Annotated in this window: 13 protein-coding genes; all 13 read right to left on the reverse strand. The window is 59.6% G+C overall.

Going from position 1 to position 20,094, the window contains the following annotated elements; all coding sequences use genetic code 11:
• Positions 1-69: 69 nt before the first annotated feature.
• On the reverse strand, positions 70-1,368 hold the full coding sequence (locus BRPE64_RS31215) for a glycosyltransferase family 4 protein (protein WP_044044139.1): 1,299 nt from the start codon (positions 1,366-1,368) through the stop codon (positions 70-72).
• 1 nt (position 1,369) lies between these two features.
• Positions 1,370-2,338, reverse strand: a complete 969-nt coding sequence (locus tag BRPE64_RS31220; RefSeq protein ID WP_044044141.1) for a polysaccharide deacetylase family protein — start codon at positions 2,336-2,338, stop codon at positions 1,370-1,372.
• A 74-nt stretch (positions 2,339-2,412) separates the two neighbouring features.
• The gene (locus tag BRPE64_RS31225) at positions 2,413-3,351 is read right to left on the reverse strand and encodes a polysaccharide deacetylase family protein (protein ID WP_232519363.1); all 939 of its coding nucleotides are present in this window, start codon (positions 3,349-3,351) and stop codon (positions 2,413-2,415) included.
• 140 nt (positions 3,352-3,491) lie between these two features.
• Positions 3,492-4,925 carry a methyltransferase domain-containing protein gene (locus BRPE64_RS32060; protein ID WP_051180611.1) on the reverse strand — a complete coding sequence of 478 codons (1,434 nt, stop codon included), beginning with the start codon at positions 4,923-4,925 and terminating at the stop codon, positions 3,492-3,494.
• 1 nt (position 4,926) lies between these two features.
• Complete coding sequence (locus BRPE64_RS31235; RefSeq protein ID WP_051180612.1) at positions 4,927-9,495, reverse strand: glycosyltransferase family protein; 4,569 nt, start codon at positions 9,493-9,495, stop codon at positions 4,927-4,929.
• A gap of 25 nt (positions 9,496-9,520) precedes the next feature.
• The gene (gene wecC / locus BRPE64_RS31240) at positions 9,521-10,783 is read right to left on the reverse strand and encodes a UDP-N-acetyl-D-mannosamine dehydrogenase (RefSeq protein ID WP_044044147.1); all 1,263 of its coding nucleotides are present in this window, start codon (positions 10,781-10,783) and stop codon (positions 9,521-9,523) included.
• A 16-nt stretch (positions 10,784-10,799) separates the two neighbouring features.
• A complete protein-coding gene (wecB, locus tag BRPE64_RS31245) occupies positions 10,800-11,921 on the reverse strand; it encodes a non-hydrolyzing UDP-N-acetylglucosamine 2-epimerase (protein ID WP_044044149.1) in 1,122 nt (373 codons plus the stop codon).
• A 3-nt stretch (positions 11,922-11,924) separates the two neighbouring features.
• Positions 11,925-14,408 carry a coiled-coil domain-containing protein gene (locus BRPE64_RS32065; RefSeq protein WP_051180613.1) on the reverse strand — a complete coding sequence of 828 codons (2,484 nt, stop codon included), beginning with the start codon at positions 14,406-14,408 and terminating at the stop codon, positions 11,925-11,927.
• Positions 14,409-14,427: 19 nt separating this feature from the next.
• Entirely contained in the window at positions 14,428-15,579 is a 1,152-nt protein-coding gene (locus BRPE64_RS31255; protein WP_044044150.1) for a chain-length determining protein, read from the reverse strand.
• A 1-nt stretch (position 15,580) separates the two neighbouring features.
• On the reverse strand, positions 15,581-16,237 hold the full coding sequence (locus tag BRPE64_RS31260) for an ABC transporter ATP-binding protein (RefSeq protein WP_044044152.1): 657 nt from the start codon (positions 16,235-16,237) through the stop codon (positions 15,581-15,583).
• Positions 16,234-17,037, reverse strand: coding sequence for an ABC transporter permease (locus tag BRPE64_RS31265; RefSeq protein ID WP_044044154.1), 804 nt, complete (start codon positions 17,035-17,037; stop codon positions 16,234-16,236). Before BRPE64_RS31265 ends, BRPE64_RS31260 begins: the two co-directional genes overlap by 4 nt.
• A 155-nt stretch (positions 17,038-17,192) precedes the next feature.
• Positions 17,193-18,368 (reverse strand): polysaccharide biosynthesis/export family protein, encoded by a 1,176-nt coding sequence (locus BRPE64_RS31270; RefSeq protein WP_173405492.1) that lies wholly within the window; start codon positions 18,366-18,368, stop codon positions 17,193-17,195.
• 381 nt (positions 18,369-18,749) lie between these two features.
• Positions 18,750-20,075 carry an aminotransferase class I/II-fold pyridoxal phosphate-dependent enzyme gene (locus BRPE64_RS31275; RefSeq protein WP_044044155.1) on the reverse strand — a complete coding sequence of 442 codons (1,326 nt, stop codon included), beginning with the start codon at positions 20,073-20,075 and terminating at the stop codon, positions 18,750-18,752.
• Positions 20,076-20,094 lie beyond the last annotated feature (19 nt).

Raw genomic sequence — 20,094 nt, forward strand, 5'->3', positions numbered from 1 at the left:
CCTCCGACACCTTCGGATAATCGTAGACGAAAGAACCCAGCTTTCTGATAACCCTACCGACCATTTCTCTTACCTCGCACTGTCAGGCAGTGCTTCAGTCACAAAATCGCGCCAGCAACGGTGCGTAGCAGCGTATTGCTTCGCACGTTCGCCGACCGCTTTCAGCGTTGCACCGTCGCCCAATGCAGTTTCGATCACCCGCGCGAGATCAGCGGCATCACCAGCCTTGAAGAACCATCCGGCAGGATGGGCACCCATTTCATCGCGGAAAACCGGCAAGTCTGGAACAATGACCGGCTTCCCCATGGCCATCGCTTCAACAAGCTTGATGGGCGGCACGATCTCGCAAACCTTGAACGGCTTGCGTGGAATACATACCAGCGCGCAGCGGCCAAGCGTCGCCTGCGCCTGCTGCGGCGGCATGCGTCCAAGAAAGCGGATGCAGTCCGACAAGCCCAGGCGGCGCACTTGTTCTTCGAGCGCCCCACGGGCTTCGCCGTCGCCGATGATGTCGACATTCGGCCGCGCGCCCCGCACTCGCAACTGAGCCACCGCATCGATCAGCGTGTCGAGGCCTTCATAACCAACCAACGAACCCGCGTAGCCAATCGTGTCCAGCTCGACTTCTTCCGGGGACAGCAAAGCGAATCGCTCGGGCTCCACGCAGTTCGGCAACAGGAACATACGGTTCCGATCGATTCCCCAACGCTCGCGCGCAAAGCGTCCCAGTTGCTCTGAAATGACGAAGAGCCGATCCGCATTCGACGCGACGAGCCCTTCCAGTTCCAGACCTTGCTTGAATCCATGGTGGTGCTCGTAATGCGGCATGCGCGAGATACGCGTCAGCTCCCATAGCCCGCGCATCTCGTACTGAAAGGGAATTCCCAGTTGCCGCGCCGCCAGCAGTGCGGGAAGCGCGTTGACGTGGTTGGACGCGGCGTGGATCACGGAAACACGGCGCTGCGTGGCTTCATGAACCACGGATTGCGCGCCTTGCAAGGCGTACTGCAGCACGGGCCGCAAATTGGACGGCGACTTTACGTGCCGATAAGGTACGCCGCCGACGGACGTTTCCGTGCCATCGGCGTCAGCCAACCGATCGCGGCGATCCCACGGATAACCCGGACGGGTCATCACGTGTACTTCAGGACCAATCGAGCGAAGCGCGCGCACGACTTCATGCGTGCGCGTCGTATAGCCGCTCACGTGATAAGGCAGTGAGCTGGCCGCCACATACAGCATGCTGCCGGGCACCGGATGATAAGGCGTCACGCCAGCAGGCCGACCGATCCGGCGTTCGAGCGCCCGGGTCGCAAGCAATCGATTGAGCGCCAACCAGGGCTGGCCCAGCCACTTCAGCACGGCCATCTCAGCGGCCTCCTCCAACGACTTCAGGCAGCTCGGCATGCGCGAGATCAACCGTGCGCGCCGTGGCAATCTTTCCTCGCGAATGCAGATCGAGGAAATCGGCGGTCGTAATGACGTCGTAGTCCTTGGTCAATTGCGCCATCAACTTCCGATAGCCTTCGACCCGATGATCGTCGCGGTATGCCCCATAGCCCTTTTCGTCCCAATACAGCAGGGACCAGGAATGGAGCAGGAACACCGAAAAGTCCGGACCACCGCTCAATGTATTGAGCAGAAGCTTGCCCCACCACGGACGAAACCTGAAATAGCTCGACTCGGGATAAGTCAGGCGCGCCCACCACTCGTCCTTGCCGATCTTCGGCAGGATGCGCTTTTCCGTCATCGGCACTTCGACGATACCGTTCGACCAGACGTAAGGCGCATTCGTCGGTTCGGCGTAGAGGCTCTGGCGCGCATACACCGCGCACATCGAATTGTTGAAGGACAGCGGAATGCCGACGCTCTTGAGCGCGCGTATCGTGCTGGCATTCCAGCGAAAAGAGCCGGCGCGAAAAGCCAGGATGTTCTTGCCCGTGACCTCGGTGATCAGATTTCCGAAGTGCCGCAGAACGAATTCGGCGCGCGCGTCATCCTTGTACTGATTCATGTACTCCGGACGCGTGTCGAGCCCGTGCTGCCCCCAAAAATCCTTGGGCAAGTATTCGGGATGGGTATGCAACTGCACATCCTGTCCAGCGGCATCGAGCCAGCGCACGACGTCGAGCGACTCCGCCAGTTGACCGTAAGCACCGCACAGATCCACGAAGAACACGTGCTTGGCGCCGAACTCGTCGCCGATGGCACACATCTCGCGCACGCCGGCCGTCCCGTTCTCATGCTCTCCCCACATGAGACGCCTCACGTGATCTTCCGATGCGCGCTTGGGCAGCGCCTCGGTATCGACGGTAACTAATGCATAACGATTCGGCATCGCTTCTACAGCCTCTTATTCAGTTGAGCCTTGCCCCCGGCAACGCGCAATGGGTTCTTGGCAAACATCTTCGATCAAGTCGTCTTCATTGAGTCCGCTCGGGCCAGATCCACCGACGGCTGAACTCGAAACTTTCCGCGTGCGTGCAAATCCGCAAGCTCCGTCGACGTGATGACGTCATAGTCCAGCGATACGCGCGCCAGCAGCCGCCGATAACCCTCCAGCCTCTGCTCATCCACATAGGTCGCATGCCGCTTCTCATTCCAGTGAAGGAACGACCACGAATGCAACAGAAGAACCGCAAAACCCGGCCCCGGCGACAGAAACGACGGCAGAGCACGGAAGCGCCGGGTCTGGAACGGAAAATAGCTCGATTCCGGATAGGTCAGGCTGGCCCACCGTGCCGGCCGGTCTGCGGCAGGCGCGATCCATTTTTCCGTGACCGGCACCTCGACAACATCGTTCGACCAGGCGTATGGGCGGTTGGTCGGCAAGCCGAACGTGGAGCGCCCGGCCTCATACGCCCGCATCGAATTGTTGAACGAGAAAGGGATATCCGCTGTCTTGAGTGCGCGTATGAAGTCGCCATTCCAGCGAAAGGATCCTGCCCTGCAGGCCATCACGCGCTTACCGGTTACCTCGCGCAGTTGACCACCGAAATGCTTGAGCAGGAAGACCGCCCGATCCTCGCCGACATACTCGTTGATATACGCCGGCGCCGCATCGAGTCCGTGCTCCGACCAAAAGCTTTTCGGCAATGTCTCCGGGTGCAAATGAAGTTGCACGTCCTGACCCGCTGCGTCCAGCCATCTGACCACCTCGCGCATGTCGTCCGGATAGCGCGTGGTGGCGCACATGTCGACAAAGAACGTGTGCCGAACATTGAACTCGGCGCCGATCGAACACATCTCCCGTACACCCGCGGTACCCGTTGCATGCTGGCCCCAGATGAGGCGCCGGACGTGATCGGCCTCCGCCCTTTTGGGCAGTGCTTCAGTGTCGACCGTCAGCAACGCATACCGTCTCATAGCAGCGGCGCGCGGGATATCGCCGGCCCACGGCGGATCACGGCGCGGTAACGACGAGCCGCACCCTGAGACAGCAATCTCCGCAATGTTGCAGCATCGTCATCCGTAGCACATTGAGCTTGCATTTACTCGGATCGTTCGATCAGATCGGCAAACTGCTGGACGTTCATGCGCGGCGACACGTTCAGCCGCTTGACTACGTGAACGTCCTTGCCTGGATTCGGGTGTGCCAGTCCTTTCTCGGTGGTATAGAAATATCGATAGCCGACTTCAACCAGTACGTCGACGACGCTGTCGGTGTACTGTCCAAAGGGGAAGCAGAAATGGCGCGAATCATCCACCAGCGCGCGGCACTGCGCAGCGTCCGCGGCCACTGTCTGCGCATCGAAGGTGACCAGATTGGAGCGGTGTTCCTCGTCGCGCGAATGCATGTTATGCGTATGGGCCGCATATTCGTATACATCGCTCTGCGCAGCCATTTCCTCCCGGGAAACGTATTGCAGCACATCGGGTTCCAGCACTTGCACCGGCTTCTCCGGCTGCTTTCCGGTGATCAGGAAAACGACCGCCGTGCACCCATAGCGCTTGAGGATTTCATAGCAATACCGGGCGACGCTGAGATGACCGTCATCGAAGGTGATCAGAACCCGCTTTCCTGCCGGTCGAGGATCACGGCCGGTCATGTAGTTCTCGAACTCAGCCAACGTCATCGACTCATAGCCGTTTTCATGCATCCAGGCCATTTGAGCTTCGAAGCTCTCGACGGTATTGGTGACCGTGCCGTTCTTGAAGCGGCTGCCTTCCTTGAGATCGCTCGGCAAATGATGATGGTAGGTAATGATCGGCAAGCCGCGCGACACTGAATTCTCCTTCACGACCTTGAATGAAAACTGCCCACAGTACTGTATCTTGCGCATCGCTGCCTTCCTTCCACTGAGGTTTTCCTTGGCAGCCTGGGAATCGATATAACTATTCAAGGGCGATTCGGACGAGAAGTAACGCGACATATACTGAGGCTTACCCAGAAATGCACGCGCAATCAGTGTCGCGCCGTCGATGCCCGGACGAATCTGCGTCAGCGTAAGACCCGCATCCTGCACGAGTAGCTTGAGCCCCAGCGGCTTGAAGTTCCAGAGGCTGCCGGAAACTCCCGGTTCGAGCTGCGAGGTGGAACCGATCAGGTATCCGCCGGGTTTCAGCACCCGTGCGATTTCCTTCATGACAGCATCGGGCGAGCGAACGCTCTCGAGCGACTGATGCGAATACACCAGGTCAGCGGAAGCATCGCCCAGCGGAATGGTGGATCCATCCCATGGCTTGAAGGGTAAGTCCGCTGCCCGCTTGGCGGCGGAATCCTCGAAATCAATGCCGATCCATTCGATCTCACCGTTGATCGCCCGAAACTGCTGAAACGACTTTCCCGGCCCGCAACCCAGATCGACCACGCTCAAAGGCCCCGCATTGGAGAGAACCTCTCTCACGTAATGCATATCGGAACCCTGCGACGCGTCGTCCGGCAGCAGTTTGATCAGCTCGTCATACTCGTTGCGTATATTCATCTTACCTGGCGTCATTCTTTTGCCCAACGGCTACATCATTCGTGATCTGCACAGAATCTTCGAACAGTCCTTGTTCACGAAGGCTAAGTCGTACGGAGTCGAAGCTATAGCGGCTTGCCACGCTCTTCAAGCGAGCAGCGGCGCTGCTTCGTAGCGACACGTTCGTCGCAAGCTCACGCAGAAGCGCCAGAGCCTGCTCTTGTGTATCGGCAAACAACGGATAATCCTCACCCAACACCGACTTGAATACCGCGCTCGGCGCAAGAATCACCGGAACACCAAGACTCGCATACTCGAGAACCTTGGTCGAAAGCTCCAGTGTGTCACGCTCGAATGCCGGATCACGAAACGCCCAGCTTGCGTGCATATCCTGCAATTGACGCATGAGACCATTCCGGTCGACGACGCCATGCCATTGCAGACCCTCTCCAGAATTCAGTCGCGCCTGCACCAGCGGATGAAAGCCAGGATCGTCGGCGGGATTATGAATCTTGTCGCCGAACACATGCAGTTCCGCGTCCGGTACGCTGGCACGCAGCTGAGCATGCGCGTCGAACAGTTCCTTGATACCCCAGCGCGGCGCGAACTTGCCCGCGTAGCAATAACGGAACTGCGCTGCGCTATCTGCGACGGCGACATCCCGCGCTGCCATAGCCGGAATCATCGGCGGCAGCAGTTTGATGCGTTCCATTGCCTGCGGGAATAGGCTGGAAAAATAGCGCTGCATCTGCGGCGTCTGGCAAAGAACATATTGGCTCGCCGAGACGATCTGCGAAATCTTTTGCCGAGTCTCGTCGTCCAGAAGTTCGGCTTGCTGCGGAATGTCGGTCAGATAGGCCCAGATCCGTCCGGCAAGACGCGGAGACTGCGCCGCGCGGCTGCATACTTCCAGACCACGCAGGATGAACGCATTGAACGGACGTTCGCCATCCAGCGCCTCGAGCCATGCGACAGCAGCCTCTTGCGACAAGCCTCTCGATTCCGCGACTTCCGGTTCGATCAGCCGCACGGATGGCGTGAGATCGAGCAGACGCGAAATGACCTGCGTGCGCTGAATCCTCGCTTTGAGCACCAGCGAGACACGCGCACCGCCGATGCCGCCTAGCACCTCCGCCAGCGACGCCGCCCAGGTGGCCGACCCGTCCATGATGTTGAGGTTCACGTCGCCGTACAGCGCAACTTCCATCGGGTAAGCATCGCGCGCACTCAGACGTTGAGACGCAATCGCGCACACCTCGTCGGCCTTCCGGGGATCGAACAAAGCGAGTTCTTGCCCGATTGTCCGGTCGTAGTTCGATTGAGCGCGCACACGCGCTGCAGCGGCTCGCGAGATCGCCTCGAAATCAGCGGGATGATTGACGAGACGGCGCACGCCGTCCGCAATGCCGGCGGCATCTTCGGGCTCGGCAAGAATTCCGCAAGTCTCGTCGACAAAATCCGGAATGGCCGCCACTCGATTAGTGATGGGGACGAGACCGGACGCCATCGCCTCGTCGCGCGAGACACCTTGGGAGTCCATCCGCGAAGGAACGAGGAAAACGCCGTAGTCGCGATGCAAAGCGGAGATTTCGCTCTGCGTCAGGAAGCCTTGCGACAGCTCGATATTCGGGTATTGGCGCAAAGGCTCGACGGTTTGTTCGAAGAACGGTCCGTCGCCCACGATGCGAATGCGCAGTTGATCGAAGAAGGGCTCTTTCGCGAGATCTTCGATCGCCCGTACCGTCAGGTCGTTTGCATACACCGGCGATGCGAACGGTCGGATCGACAGCAGCTTGAATCGCTGGGCCGGGTCTTTCGGCACGTACTTGAACAAATCGCCGTTCACAAAATTGTGGACGACCGCGAAGCTGCCGACTTCCGCCACGGAAAGACGCAGGTCGGACAGCACTTCCATCGCCTGCTTGTCGGAGATGAACACGACACTCAGATTCGGATGCCGCAGCGTCAGGATTTCACGCCACATCGACATGCGCGCGTCGGCATCCCGCCTTGCGCCGTTGCGCGCCTCGTCGGTGGCATGGTTCATCGCCCGACGCCACCAGGGTTGCGCTTCCGCTCCATGCGCCCAGATCACGACGCACGCGCGATCCAGATGCTCGCGTACCGTATCCCATATCTGACGGTCGATGATATGCACCGCCAGATTCTCATAGACGCCGTCTGCCAGGCTGCGTTCGAGCTGGCCGATTCCGGTTTCGATGACGTCCACGTTCTCGAACTCGCGAAAACGTCCGCGCCCCGACGGCGTGATGCGCATGACCTCGGCAGGCGAGCCCGACCGGTTATAAGCCTTCACTCGCGCATGAACGAAGCCATAGCGGTATAGATCATCGTAGCTGGCATATTGCCGGCTTACGAGCAATTGCCGCGAAGACGGCAACAGGTCGCGCTCCGGACCCGGCGCTTCGAGGAAGGCCACACGACCCAGGCTGGCCTGTCCTTGTCCCTGGATACGCAGGCCCAGGCGAATCGAGGCCGTGCCGGCCGGCAAGGAAACCGATTCGCGCGCGCCCAGCGGATGCATGAAATGCGAGATCTTCTGGCCGTCTGCGTCCAGGAAAACGAACACCAGCCTCAGATCGACTTGCGCATCGCCCTCGGCGACGAAGCCAAATTCCTGCGTCGTTGTCACTTCCGCGACGGCGAGCTTGCGCGACAGGTACACATACTTGTGCGCATCCGCCGGCAGCGTGCTCTTCAGCTCCACCTGCCGCTCGGTGCCCAGGCTCAGCTTCAGGTGATGATCGATAGACTTCGGCAGCAAACGGAACCACGCCGCGGCCTCCAGCGCCATTTTCTCGTCAACCTTCAGTGCCCTCACACGCTGCGCACGAGGTTGCATATCCTCATTCAAGCTGACGCCGATGCGCTGGATATCTTCGGCATCGACGGCGGCAGGCACTGCGTTGCTTGCGGCGCCGAACGCGCAATAGCTGAATGCGTCGACCGAAACGATAGCGCCCGATGAAACCTGCGCGTCCTCCAGCGATACCGATGCTTGCTCCGCCCACGACTGCAGAAGCTGCGGCTTGAGCAAACTGCGGCGCACTGCCGCTCGCTCCACCGGCACATACTCCTGGGCAAGATCCGCGTTCCCGATCGATCCATCGCTGTTCATCGCGTGGAATGCGCCCTTCGTCACGCCGTCGCCGGTTGCGAATGCCGTCGCGAGCGCCATGTCGCTCACATAATGTCGACCGTAGTAGTCGACGCTCGACATGGGCGCAACATAGTCGAATTCCGTGACGCGCGACCAGGCCGCCTTACGGTCACTCAAAACCTCGACACCCGTTTCACCCGTGATGCTTTTCGGAGCGATCAGGATACGTGCGGCCTGCGGCCACGATTGCCTTTTCATTGCTTCTATCGCCACGCAAGCCTCTTGCTGCGAAGAGACCTCGGCGAGCATCGCGACGCGCGGCGCGTTGCTGTTCACCGTGCGCGCAAGCACCTTGCCGGCGATGTACGCCAGCCGCTGCGTATAGGTATGCTCGGCGAGCACCTTGCGCAAGGCCTGCAAACGCAGCTTGCGATAGGCGAGATCGTCGTCGACCAGCGGCGCGAGCCGTCGCTCCAATTCCGCAGGACTGTCGGAAGCGATCACCAGGTCGCCGAAGAGCTGTCTCAGGCCCTTCGAAAAGTTGCTGACCACTACGGTATTGCACACCATCAGGTCCAGCGCACGGCGGGCGAACATGGTCTGCGACTGCTTGACCGTGTTCACGGTGATCCCGTAGCGATAGCCCTTATAACCCTTATCCATTTCCGTATACGGAAGCGTTCCGCGAATCTCGCTCTGGAACTCTTCCGGGAACACGAAGTCGTGCGGCAAAGGCCTGTTGCCGTTGCGGTCGTAGATATCCACCCATTTCAGCTTGCGCGCCACGCCGATCAATGTGCGGAAATCGGCCTGACGCTCGAGATAGCGGGGATACCACGAGCCTGCGAACGAAAAGCCCTCGCGACGCTCCACCGTGGCCAACGGGTTATGCATTGCCGGCTGCGCCGCGAAAGGCAGCAGATACACGCGCTCGTGCCCGAGCGCGCGCTTGTACTTCGCGATGCAATCCATGTCGGTCGTGAACACATGATCCACTTGACGCGCCACAGGCATGAAGCGCGAAAAATGAACCGGATCTTCCTTGCACCACAGCAAGGTGGGCACGCCGTTGTCCTTGGCCCATTTCAGCAACTGACGAAACTCGTCCGACGGGTCGCTGACCTTGTTGACCCATGAATCGTCCTGACCGCGCCAAGCCGACTCGACGAACAGGATATCGGGCCCGAAGCCCGTGATCTGTTCTTCCCAGCGGCTCGCCGACAGCGGCAGCAACTGGCATTCCGACTCGAAACCATGATGAGTAAAATCATCCATCACCGCGGCGATCTTCAATTGCTTGAGGACGACCGGACGCTCACGCTCGACCATACGGCGCTCGCACAGCTTGATGTTGGCTTCGAAATACTGTTTGCCCAATAGCACCGCAAGTTGCTCGTATAGCTCAGCGGCGGTCTTGTAATTGCCGCGCAGATAGGCGCTTTCAGCGTCACGTACCAAGGATTTTTGCATTGCCCTCACTCCGACATCGACCGACTCAAGCCGCGAAGAGCCCCACGACATCAACGGCGCTCACGTGCTGGCGAATCTGCTCGACCGCTACCAGGAACGGCTGGTGCTTGACAAGCACACACAGCACGTCGGCTTCCGCAAGCGCGGTTTCAAGCGAAACGAGGGTCATGCCGTCGGTCAGACGCACCGGCAGCTGCTCGATGTTCGGCTCGACTGCCAGCACCTGGCAGCCCACCTTCATGATCTGCTTTGCCACTTCGAGTGCGGGACTCTCGCGGAGGTCGTCGATGTTCGGCTTGAACGCCAGGCCCAGACAAGCGACCTTCACATCGAACATGCGAGCATTCGGCCTTTGCGATAACACATCCGCAATCGCCGCCTTGATTTTTTCAACGACCCACACCGGCTTGTAATCGTTGACCTCGCGGGCCGTACGAACCATGCGCGCGACGTCCGGCGCCGAATCGACGATGAACCACGGGTCGACCGCAATGCAGTGACCACCCACGCCCGCTGCCGGCTGAAGAATATTCACGCGCGGGTGACGGTTCGCAAGGCGGATCAATTCCCAGACGTTGATGCCGAGTTGATCGCAAATCAGCGAGAGCTCATTCGCAAATGCAATGCTCACATCACGGGAGCTGTTCTCGGTCAGCTTGCACATTTCCGCGGTGCGCGAATCCGTCGTGATCAGTTCGCCTTCGACGAAGACCCGGTAGAGTTCGGTTGCCTTAGCGGAAGCCCTGTGCGTCATGCCGCCGATCACGCGGTCGTTGGCGACCAGTTCGTGCACCACGCGACCCGGCAGCACTCGTTCGGGGCAGTAGGCAATCTGGATATCCGCGTCTTCGTTCGCCTGCGGCGGGAAGCTCAGATCCGGACGCGCGTCGGCCAGCCATTGCGCGAGCTTCTCGGTCGTCCCGACCGGCGAGGTGCTTTCGAGCACGACCAAGTTACCGCGTCGCAGAACCGGAGCGATCGATCGGGCAGCCGCTTCGACATAGCTGAGATCGGGCTTGTGACCCTCGGTGAACGGAGTAGGCACGGCGATCAGGAATGCATCGGCCTCCTGCGGCGACGTCGTCGCGACGAGATAACCCTCGGTCACGGCGGCATGCACCAGGATGTCGAGTTCGGGCTCGACGATATGGATCTTGCCTTGATTGATCGTATCGACAGCGTGCTTGCTGACATCGACACCAATCACCTTCTTCTTGCGCGAAGCGAACAGCGTGGCGGTGGGCAGACCAATATACCCAAGGCCGATCATTGAAATCGTAGTGAACACCGTAACCTCGTTTTTCTTAGTGATTTTTCTTCAAAATATCGACAATCCGCGACGCAGCACGTCCGTCCCCAAACGGGTTGTGGGCGCGCGACATCGCTTGATAAGCAGCTTCGTCGTCCAGCAGGCGGTTCGCTTCGTCGGCGATGACCCGACTATCGGTGCCTACCAGCTTGACGGTTCCCGCATCGACCGCTTCCGGACGCTCGGTGGTGTCACGCATGACGAGTACCGGCTTGCCGAGGGACGGCGCTTCTTCCTGAACACCGCCGGAATCCGTGATCAACAACGCACTCCGGTCCATCAAATAAACAAAGGGCAGATAGTCCTGCGGCTCGATAAGATGCACATCGGGCACACCGGAGAGAATCCGGCGAACGGGCTCTTGGACATTCGGATTCAAATGCACCGGATAGACGATCTGCACATCTCCACGCGAAGCGATTTCGCGCAAACCAAGGCAGATTTGCTCGAAACCCGCACCAAAATTTTCGCGGCGATGGCCGGTAACGAGCACCATGCGCTTCGCTGGATCAAGAAAATCGAAGCGCTGTGCGAGACTCGTTCGCAAGCTCTCGTCCTGACGTACCCGGTCGACGACATTCAACAGCGCGTCGATCACCGTGTTGCCCGTGACGTGGATCGAGCTATCAGCCACACCTTCGCGAAGCAGATTCAGACGAGCCTGCTCAGTCGGCGCAAAGTGAACGTCGGCAATGACGCCTACCTGACGGCGATTCATTTCTTCGGGCCACGGCGAATACTTGTGATTCGTGCGCAAACCGGCTTCCACATGTCCGACCTGGACCTTCGCATAATAGGCCGCGAGGCTGGCGGCGAGCGTCGTCGTCGTGTCGCCGTGGACCAGGATCAGGTCGGGAAGCCAGTCCTTGAAAACGTCGCGCATGCCCAGCACCACCTTGCTGGTAATGTCGGAGAGGTCCTGTCCCGGCGCCATCAGATTCAGATCGAAGTCAGGCTTGATCTCGAAGATGTCCAGCACCTGATCGAGCATCTGTCGATGTTGCGCGGTCACGCACACCTTGACATCGAGACCGCCGTCGGCGGCCAAGGCCTTGACGACAGGAGCCGTCTTGATCGCCTCGGGGCGAGTGCCGAAGACGGTAAGGATTTTTTTCATGATTTATTGGCTTTCAAAACGCGCGGAGATCAGACAGGCGCCCTTTTCCAATCGGCGCTCACTAACCTGACAGGAAAAACCGGTGGCTTCGAGATCGGTTTGCCAGAGTTTGGCGATGCGTTGCTCGTCTTCCCGCATGTAGTCGTCGAGCAGGAAATCGATCGACGCGCGCGGGAAGAATTGCTTCATCAATGGCGCCGCCGGATAGCGCGCCAGCTTTCCGACGGAAGCCGGCGGTCCATCGACGATCACCAGAATCGACAATGTCCGCGCATGCAGGCTGCGGCTCAGCGATTCGAGCGCCGCGTCGCAGTCGTAATACGAGTACTGCGCGCCATCGGCCGCCGTCCACATGCGCAGCGGCGTCAAGCGCAGATCGACGCTGTTGGCCACGCCCATGGCTTGAAGATGGCTCAGGGTTTGCGCGTGATACGACGGGAGATGTTCGAACGACGTGAAGGCCGTCGGATTCTCGCCGTGCGACTGATTGCGCGCCTTCTGAACCAGCGTCTTCGTGACGACCGCCGTCGAAATGCCGGAACCGAACTCGACAATCAGGTCGTAGTGCTTCTTCTCGATCAGTTGCACGAGATACAGCGCGAAGTCCGGACTGATGGGCCAGGTACTGTTTTCAGGGTTCACGATCGGCAGTTCGCCGTTCGCGTAGTAACCCTGCAAGCCGATCAGCGCCTGCATCTGACGGTTCGCATTAGTCGTTTCTTCTTTCACCACGGTGCGCAGTTGCCGTTCGATCTGTGCGGCGGAGGGGTTCATCTGCTTGATGAAACCATTCGCGACCTCGTGCTGTTGCCCCAGAATCGAGCCGAACAGATCCACTTGTCGAACGAGCAGTTCCGCCTGCTCGTTACGCACTTTCGACAGCGCATCCACGTCTTTCTGCAAAGCCGTTTCGCGCTTCGACAGCGCCGCGCACTGCTGCTCCCATTGCTCTCGCAGCCGGTCGATTTCTTCGATCTGACGCCGCTGGTGTTCGACCAGCACGTCTTTCCCTTCATGGGAGTGGGTCAATTCCTGGACGCGGGATTGCAGCGCTTCGAATTGTTCAGCCAGAACGGCGCGCGCCCCCTCGGTTTGAGCGCGAAGGCGCTCGGTTTCGTCGATATCGTGCTTTTGTTGCGCGATCAGCGCGTCTCGCTCTTCGCTCACGCGCGACAAGACCTGCACCTCGCCATGCAATGCCTCGATGCGCTCGCTGAGCTCCTGACGCACCTCTTCGTCCTGCGTGGCGGCATGCTCCAGCACGGCGATGCGCGCGCGCTGTTCGAGCAGCAGCGTTTCTTGCTCCGCGTTCTCGCGCGCCTGGGTTTCGCTGAGCTGAGCGAGACCGGCACGATCACGCATAAGCATCTCGTGCTCGCGAAGCAGCGCCTCGTGCGACTGGCTCACGCGGAGCAACTGCGCCCTTTCGGTCGCCAGCTCAGCGCTTTGTGTCGCCAGTTCGGCGCTTTGCTTCGTCAGTTCCGCGCTTCGCTTCTTCAGCTCGGCGTTTTGCTTCGCCAGTTCGGCACTTTGCGTTGTCAGTTCGGAGCCGAGCGCAAGGCGCGCCTGCTCCAGATCCGCATTTGCCTTGCGTACTTCGTCGAGTTGCTTGCGCTGCTGCTCCAGAAGCGCCTGCTGTTCCGTGCGCTCTTGCGTGAGACGCCGGAAGCTCTGCTCCAGCTCGCGACGGCGGGCCGCGTAGTCGTATTTCGACGCGACCTCGTGCGTGCGCTTACGCCGTGCATCCGCGCGAAGAACGCCTACCTGGCGCTGTTCGGACTCGCTGAACTTCATTTCAGCTGGCAATGCATCCAGCAAGGCTTCGCCCTCTTCCGGACGGCCGGCCTCATGCTCGCGAAACGCCAGCCACTTGAGCCGGAACGGGCGCGGATCCAGCTCATATGCTTGCCGCGCATACCGCGCCGCGCTCTGGGCATCCGCGTTGACCAGCGTACGCGCGAGCATCGTCATAGCACTGGCTTTCACGCTCTCGGGCTGAGCGTGAAGCAGCGAATCTACCGCGGCATCGCCCCCCTCGCGGTACGCCGCGATCACCTTGTCGTAGCTCTTCCCGCCCAGCAACGCGGACGCTGCATACGGCTTCGTGTCGCGCCAGATGGACCACAGCTTGCCTGGCAAACCGAACAAGGCAACCGGGCCGGTCACGCCCTGCACCACCGCAGCGCCGAGCCGGTTCGAAAGAGAACGCTCGGCTTGCCGACGAAGCACGTCGTCGCGCGCTGCCAGCGACTTCTGGTAACGCAGGCTCTCCGCCGCGATCTCGGGAAAGCGGCTATCGTCGAGAACGAGCTTGAGTGCCCCGACCGGCTGCTTGATCTCCGGAGCCTTATGGTGACGCCGCTCCAGTTCCTCTTGCACGACATGGAGTTGTGCAAAGAGCAGCGCGTTCTCGCTACGCAGCGTCGTCATGTCGGACGCTTCGCTATCGGTCGAATCGGGGCCCTGCTTCAATGAAGTATTGCTCATTTGTCTGCCTTAGAACCGGTCATTCCACGTGATCCAGCACGATGCTCTCGAGCAACTTCAGAATCCCGGCGATCATCAACGTGAGAAGAAGCGTGACGATGACGCTATAAAGCCGTCGCGGCTGCATCGAGAATTCAGGCATCGTCGGCGACTGCAGCACCGACACCTTCTCCAAAAGCCGCAACGAATCGGCACGGCCTCTTTCGAGTCCGAGCAAGGCGGACTTGTAGAGATCCTCGCTGAGGCTCACCTGCATTTTCAGACGTTGAAACTGCTCGACGGACGCATTCAATGTCTTCCCGGCCGGCCGTGCGAGCTTCGCGTTCTCTTCCGCGATCTGCCGATCGATCGCGCTCATCGCCTGCTTGAGCAGCACGATGTTGGGATGGTTCGGATCCAGCGACTTGGGCAAGGTTGCGAGTTGCGTCTGCAGTTGCGCGCGCTGGGCCTGAAGACTGGCCACGATCGTGCCAATGCTCTGCGCAGTATCCGAAGGCGAGAACATGCTTTCCTTGTCCTGGTAAGCAAGCAGAGCCTGACTTGCTTTCTGGAAGCGGTCCTGGGCATCTTCGACCTGATTAGTCAGAAAGCTGATCTGAGCCTCGGCCATCTGGTGGCCCAGCAGGTTCATGTATTGCTCGCCGTTCTGAACGAGCATGGCCGCGATCGCGTGGGCGAGCTTCGGGTCATAAGCCTGAACCGTGATACGCAGAACACCGGCGTATTCGTCATATTCGACATCGACGCGCGACAGGTAATAGCGATAGAACCATTCGATAGACGCGTTCCTGAACCACATCCGCGAGACGAAGTCATGCCGCGAATCGCTGAAATGGCTTCTCAGATCGAGCTGGGCGTCGAGCTTCTTGAGCATGTCGACCGAAAGCAGATAGTCGCGCAGCAGCAATTGATCGGCGCGGTTGAGGGGACTCCCGCCCGTGCCCGACACGAGACCGCTCAAATCCAGAGCAGGCATGCTCGCCGAGTCTGTCTTGCGGATGATCAGGTTCGCTTCCGACACGTACCGATCCGAAGCGAAGAAAATCCAATAGATCGTCGTGAGCAGGCCCAGCAAGAACACGAGCTGAATCAGACGGCGGAATATCCGTGTAGGCAGCCTGTTCTGATACGCATGCTCCAGCGTTTCTTTCGTAATCTGAATGTCAGTCATGTTAAAGCGATTCTTGATAAGCCTTGAGAGCGTCGTCGAGTTGTTCGAACCAGTGCGCCTTGCCGTTGTGAATCCAGATGCCCGATTCGCAAAACTGCCTAAGCGTCGTCTCGTCGTGCGACACCATGATCAGACCCGCACGGTCGACCATCGAACGAAAAGCCGCGGCGGCTTTCTTTCGAAATGCGGCATCGCCGGTCGCCGTGACTTCGTCCGAGATATAGATATCGAACTCGAACGCCAGCGACAGTGCGAATTGCAGTCGCGCACGCATACCCGACGAATAGGTTTTCACCGGCTCGTCGAAGGCGTCCTTGAGTTCGGAGAAGTCCTTAATGAACTCCAGACGATCAGCGAGATCGTCCTGGTGCCCGTGAACGCGGCACACGAATTTCGCGTTCTGCCGACCGCTCAATGTTCCTTCCAGGCCGCCTTGCCCGACCGGCCATGACACGACGCACTCGCGCCGCACGCTTCCGCGCGTCGGCTGGTCCGCGCCGCCGATCAAACGCAGCAGTGTCGATTTACCCGCTCCGTTGTGCCCGATCAAGCCGACATTTCGCTTGGGCGGGATCGTTACATCTACCCCGCGCAGTACCCATCGGCCAGCGCCATGTTCAGTCCGATAGCGCTTGTACACGTCCTGAATGACGATCATTGCATCACCAGTTGACGGGCAAAACGGCGATACAAGGCAAGGCCGAGGAACACACTCCCGCCAGCCCATGCATAGAGATAACTGAGGCTGATACCCTGCATGACGTGATACTCGGTTCCGAATCCCTGGCGCACCAGTTCGAGTCCGTGCGCGATCGGATTGATGAGCAGCCATCCCTGATACGGTTGAGGTACGGTCGAGAGCGAGACGAGCGTGCCCGAGATCAGATATAGCGGCATCATCATCATCTTCAGGATGTGCTCGGTTTCCGGAACCAACGCCATGAGAACCGACGTGACCAGTCCATAACCGACGCCGAACAACCACAACCCCAGAAGCGCGGCGAGAACGATCAAAGGATCGTGCGGCAGTGCGTCGCGTCCGCACAGTGCAGCGACGCAAAGAAGAGCGACGGACACGATCATCATCAAGAAAGCCTCGAGCGCGCCGCGCATGAGCGCCACGTCGAAGGGCTTGACTTGTCGATAAGCGAAGAGCGGCTGATTTGATTCAACGGCGTACATAACCTGAATACCCGTGCGTCGATACATGAAGAACGCCAACATGCCGACGATGGTCCAGACAGCCGCATCGATGCCGGCAATGGTCCGCACGCGAATCACCGTATAGACGAAGGTGATGAAGCCGATGTGCATGGCCGGTTCCATCAGCAGCCAGAACCACGCTGCCCGCATGTCGAACAATCGGTCCAGGGCTTCCCGCAAGAAAAGGGCGCGCCAGACGTCGAAGGTGACCGCGTACGGACTCCGCGACCTGGAACGTATTTCTAAAGACGTCATCTGAACTTCAAAGTGTCTGAAAACGAATGAAGGAAACCCGCCGAAGACGAGGGCCGCCGAGACAAGCCGGGCGATCGAACATGCGCGACTGGAGATGCCACCTCAGCCAGCGAGGCAGCCATGTATGCTCGACGACCCGAGAATCTTGTCGCTGGTTAGTCGAGCGCCTTGTTCAACGTTACGCTCGGTGCTGCAACCGAGATGACCAGTCTCAAGAACTTGTTGAACTCGGCCTCGGGCGAATTCGCGACGTAGATAACGTCGCGATCCTGAATCGCGAAATTTTGAGTAACGAAGAAAGAAGAAGGATCGCGCAGATCGACTTGATAGACGACCGGGACCGTGCCTTTCGCTACCTGGCCGTCAACCAGTCCGGCTTTCTCAAAGCGGAAGATGAACACGCCTCGCGCGTCGGCGCGATTGTCGATCAACCCTCCGGCGCGTGCTAATGCCTGCGCCAGCGAAATTCCCTGTGCTTCGAGCGGCATTTCGTCGTTCTTGCCCGTTGCCCCGAGCACGGAGAAACTCTCGGGCTGGAACAAGGCTGTCACAACATCGCCCGGTTCGAGTCGAACGTTCTGCCGCGGATCGCGAATGACCGAACCAAGCGCCATGGTCGACGTGACCTTTCCGCGCGTCAGTTGAACAGCAACGCGGCTGACCGCTTCTTTCACACCGCCTCCGGCCGCGATTGCATCGAGAAGGCGTTCGCCCTTCGGCGTCAACGGCAGTTGCAGACTATTGGTCACTTCTCCAACCACGGTCACGCTGGCGCTGTTGTTCTTGACAACCTGGACCATAACCTGGGGATTATTGGCCTTGCCTTTCAGGCGCTGCGTGATATCCGCCTCGATCTCCTGAGTGTCGCGCCCTTCCACGGTTATGCGCCCCGCAAAAGGCATCGTGATCGTTCCGGCGGCGGAAACCATTTGCTGAGGAAACGTGACAGCCGTGGAGACACCCGCCGTGGCAGGCTTGGTCGGGTCCAGCATGCCCGAGCCGAACAGCATGGCCGGCGGCGACTCCCAAACCGAAACATCGAGCACGTCGCCCGGACCGATTACATAGTGATTCGCCGCGTTGCCGGCAAATACATCCGAGAACCGGCCCAAGGTTTTTCCAGCGGCCAGTTTCCTGGTCAGCGTGTCATTGACGTCGATTAGCTGGATGCCCTGGATTCGGCTTTCCTTCGGCAATTCCATGACTTGCTCGCGGCTGGCGCCACTGGAAGAAATCCAGCCCGGCATGGTTCCGCAGCCAGTCAAAGCCAGGCACAACGCGGCAATCCTCGAATAGCCGCCCAGCTTCGACACATGCTTTTCCACTTTCATTTGAACTTGCATCTGCTAACAAAGGCGTCGCTTGCGACTGCCTCTTTCGATCATCCACTGACATAACATGCTGCTATCGCCAGGCCCCAATACTCTTTCACCAAGCGTTCGTACTCGCCGCGCACACAATCGGCGCAGCGCGAATCGGTCGGTATTACCCACTTGATATCACACAAATTTAATCAAAAATTATCTCATGGAATGAGGCATTTTGACCTGTTCTATCTCCAATAGAGATCCTTATTACCCGTTGTTTTTACATCATCTAAAATGATGTTTCGACTCTTGACGGGTTCTGCCTATCCTCGATTGACGAAGGTCTCCGTGGATAACCTGAAAGGCCGTGGTTAGCCACACCAGAGTCTTATCCTGCTCATGCCTTTACGGCAGCCCAGCCACTTTCTTCAGTACGGCGATGCTGCGGCTAACCTGCTCCGCCTCATGCGTCGAGCAAATAAAAAACCGCAACCGTGCCGCCTTCTCCTCCACCGCCGGATAAAAAATCGGCTGCACGTTGATCTCTTCTTCGAACAAAGCATTTGCCCACTGCGCGGCCTTGAGCGAACTTCCCGTAATCACCGGCACCACGGCATAACCCGCACTGGTTCCGGTATCGAGCCCGGCCGCCCGCGCCTCGCTCAGGAATTGCTTCCCGCGTGCCTGCAATCGCGCCACCCGCGCCGGTTGCGCGATCAGACATTCGAGCGCCGCGAGCGAAGCCTCGGCAAGCGCCGGCGCAAGCCCCACGCTATACAAGAACCCGGGCGCAAGGTTTCTCAACATATCGGCAAGCGGCTGGCACCCGGCGATGAATCCGCCGCACCCCGCGAGCGTCTTGCTCAGCGTGCCCATCCACAGATCGACTCGTTCCGAGGCCACGCCGCAATGCTCGCGAATGCCTCTGCCCGTCGCGCCCAGCACGCCGAGCGAATGCGCCTCGTCGACTAGCAGGAACGCCCCGTGCCGTTCCTTCACTTCGCAGAAGCGCTGCAGATCGGGAAGATCTCCGTCCATGCTGTAGAGACCTTCGATCGCTACCAGCACGTTGCGATACTCGCGGCGAACGCGCGCAAGAAGCTCGTCGAGCGCCTGCCAGTCGTTATGCGCAAAGCTCAGGCGCTTCGCGCCGCTGAGCTGCGCGCCCTGCACGATGCTGTTGTGCGCGAGCGCGTCGTGCACGATCAGATCGCCCGGTCCGAACAGCGAGCCGATCACAGTCACATTCGTCGCATGCCCGCTCACGAACGCCACGCAGTCATCGGTTTCATAGAACGAGGCGAGCGCTCGTTCGAGTTCGCGATGCACCGGCCGTTCGCCCGCGACAATGCGGCTCGCCGAAGCCGACGTGCCATAACGGTCGATCGCCGCTTTTGCGCGCGCGGCGATCGTCGGATCGCCAGCCAGTCCCAGATAACTGTAGTTGGCGAAGTTCACATACTCGCGACCGCCAATCCGCGTCGTCGCACCCGCGACACCGTCATGCACGCGAAAGAACGGCGACTCGACCCGCAAGGTCTCGCCCATCTCGCGCATCAGCTTGACCTGCTGGAATTGCGGCATCGCTTCGAAGCGGCTGCGCGCTGACAAGGCCTGCACAGCCTGACCGTCGGGCACGCCCGGCGCCGCGGCCGCATCGGTTGCGCGCTCCAGTTGCCGCTTCAGTGCCTTGGCTGCCAGCTGCTGGCGTAGTGTTTCTCCGAGTCCCATGTAATCCGATCTGACCTGT

The organism is Caballeronia insecticola (assembly GCF_000402035.1).
Lineage (GTDB): Bacteria > Pseudomonadota > Gammaproteobacteria > Burkholderiales > Burkholderiaceae > Caballeronia > Caballeronia insecticola.

What these genes read in the sequence shown, in the direction of transcription:
- BRPE64_RS31215 (WP_044044139.1), bottom strand. Translation starts at nt 1,368, where the DNA reads ATGGCCGTGCTGAAGTGGCTGGGCCAGCCCTGGTTGGCGCTCAATCGA.
- BRPE64_RS31220 (WP_044044141.1), bottom strand. Translation starts at nt 2,338, where the DNA reads ATGCCGAATCGTTATGCATTAGTTACCGTCGATACCGAGGCGCTGCCC.
- BRPE64_RS32060 (WP_051180611.1), bottom strand. Translation starts at nt 4,925, where the DNA reads ATGAATATACGCAACGAGTATGACGAGCTGATCAAACTGCTGCCGGAC.
- BRPE64_RS31235 (WP_051180612.1), bottom strand. Translation starts at nt 9,495, where the DNA reads ATGCAAAAATCCTTGGTACGTGACGCTGAAAGCGCCTATCTGCGCGGC.
- wecB (WP_044044149.1), bottom strand. Translation starts at nt 11,921, where the DNA reads ATGAAAAAAATCCTTACCGTCTTCGGCACTCGCCCCGAGGCGATCAAG.
- BRPE64_RS32065 (WP_051180613.1), bottom strand. Translation starts at nt 14,408, where the DNA reads ATGAGCAATACTTCATTGAAGCAGGGCCCCGATTCGACCGATAGCGAA.
- BRPE64_RS31255 (WP_044044150.1), bottom strand. Translation starts at nt 15,579, where the DNA reads ATGACTGACATTCAGATTACGAAAGAAACGCTGGAGCATGCGTATCAG.
- BRPE64_RS31260 (WP_044044152.1), bottom strand. Translation starts at nt 16,237, where the DNA reads ATGATCGTCATTCAGGACGTGTACAAGCGCTATCGGACTGAACATGGC.
- BRPE64_RS31265 (WP_044044154.1), bottom strand. Translation starts at nt 17,037, where the DNA reads ATGACGTCTTTAGAAATACGTTCCAGGTCGCGGAGTCCGTACGCGGTC.
- BRPE64_RS31270 (WP_173405492.1), bottom strand. Translation starts at nt 18,368, where the DNA reads ATGAAAGTGGAAAAGCATGTGTCGAAGCTGGGCGGCTATTCGAGGATT.
- BRPE64_RS31275 (WP_044044155.1), bottom strand. Translation starts at nt 20,075, where the DNA reads ATGGGACTCGGAGAAACACTACGCCAGCAGCTGGCAGCCAAGGCACTG.